The sequence below is a fragment of the Pseudoprimorskyibacter insulae genome, assembly GCF_900302505.1.
Taxonomy (GTDB): domain Bacteria; phylum Pseudomonadota; class Alphaproteobacteria; order Rhodobacterales; family Rhodobacteraceae; genus Pseudoprimorskyibacter; species Pseudoprimorskyibacter insulae.
In genome coordinates this window covers 1-1,181 of record NZ_OMOJ01000027.1, presented here as the reverse complement: position 1 = coordinate 1,181, position 1,181 = coordinate 1, and the positions used below count along the sequence as shown (strand labels likewise).

Here is a 1,181-nt window from a genome sequence, read left to right as displayed (position 1 = left end):
GCCTGCGCCTTGAGGTTGGTGAACTGGCCGCCGGGCATTTCGTGCAGGTACACCTCGGACGCGGGGGCCTGAAGGCTCGACTCGAACGCAGCATATTGGCCGCGCACCGCTTCCCAATAGTTCGAGATCTCGCGGATCGCGCCGATATCCAGCCCGGTGTCCCGCTCAGTGTGGCGAAGCCCCTCAACGACGGACCCCAGCGTCGGCTGCGAGGTGTTGCCCGACAGCGCGTCCATCGCCGCGTCCACCGCGTCAACGCCAGCTTCAGCCGCGGCCATGATCGTGGCGATCGCCGCGCCAGATGTGTCATGGGTGTGGAAGTGGATCGGCAGGCCGACCTCTTCCTTCAGGGCCTTGATCAGCATCCGCGCCTGCGTCGGCTTCAGCAGGCCCGCCATGTCTTTTAGCCCAAGGATATGAGAGCCCGCGGCCTTCAATTCCTGCCCCATGGCAACGTAGTACTTCAGGTCATACTTGGATCGCGCCGGGTCCAGCAGATCGCCGGTGTAGCAGATCGTGCCTTCCAGAACGCGCCCCGTGTCCAGCACGGCATCCATCGCAACGCGCATGTTTTCGACCCAGTTGAGCGAGTCGAAGACGCGAAACACATCGACGCCGGTTTCGGCGGCTTGCTTCACAAAGAACTGCACCACATTGTCGGGGTAGTTGGTGTAGCCTACACCATTCGCCCCGCGCAGCAGCATTTGCGTCATCACGTTGGGCATGGCGGCGCGCAGATCGCGCAGGCGCTGCCACGGGCATTCCTGCAAGAACCGGTAGGCCACGTCAAACGTCGCGCCGCCCCAGCATTCCACACTGAACAATTGCGGCAGGTTGGCCGCATAGGCCGGGGCCACTTTGATCATGTCATGGCTGCGCATCCGCGTCGCCAGAAGCGACTGGTGCCCGTCGCGCATGGTGGTGTCGGTGATCAGCAGCTGCTTTTGCGCCGCCATCCAATCGGCCACGGCCTGCGGGCCTTTTTCGGCCAGAAGCGTCTTGGTGCCAGCGGCAGGCGCGGCACGCAGCGCGGGGATGCGCGCTGGCTTCAGATCTTCGGCCGGGCGCGGGCGGCCCTGCACCTCGGGGTGCCCGTTTACCGTGATATCCGCGATATAGGTCAGCACCTTGGTGCCCCGGTCACGGCGCTTTTTGAACTGGAACAGCTCGGGCGTCGTGTC

1 protein-coding gene is annotated in these 1,181 nt (G+C 64.3%); it reads right to left on the bottom strand.

The window, feature by feature from the left end; all coding sequences use genetic code 11:
• The coding region (locus PRI8871_RS19400; protein WP_503128376.1) for a hydroxymethylglutaryl-CoA lyase-like TIM-barrel protein at nt 1-1,181 on the bottom strand (1,181 nt) is incomplete at both ends.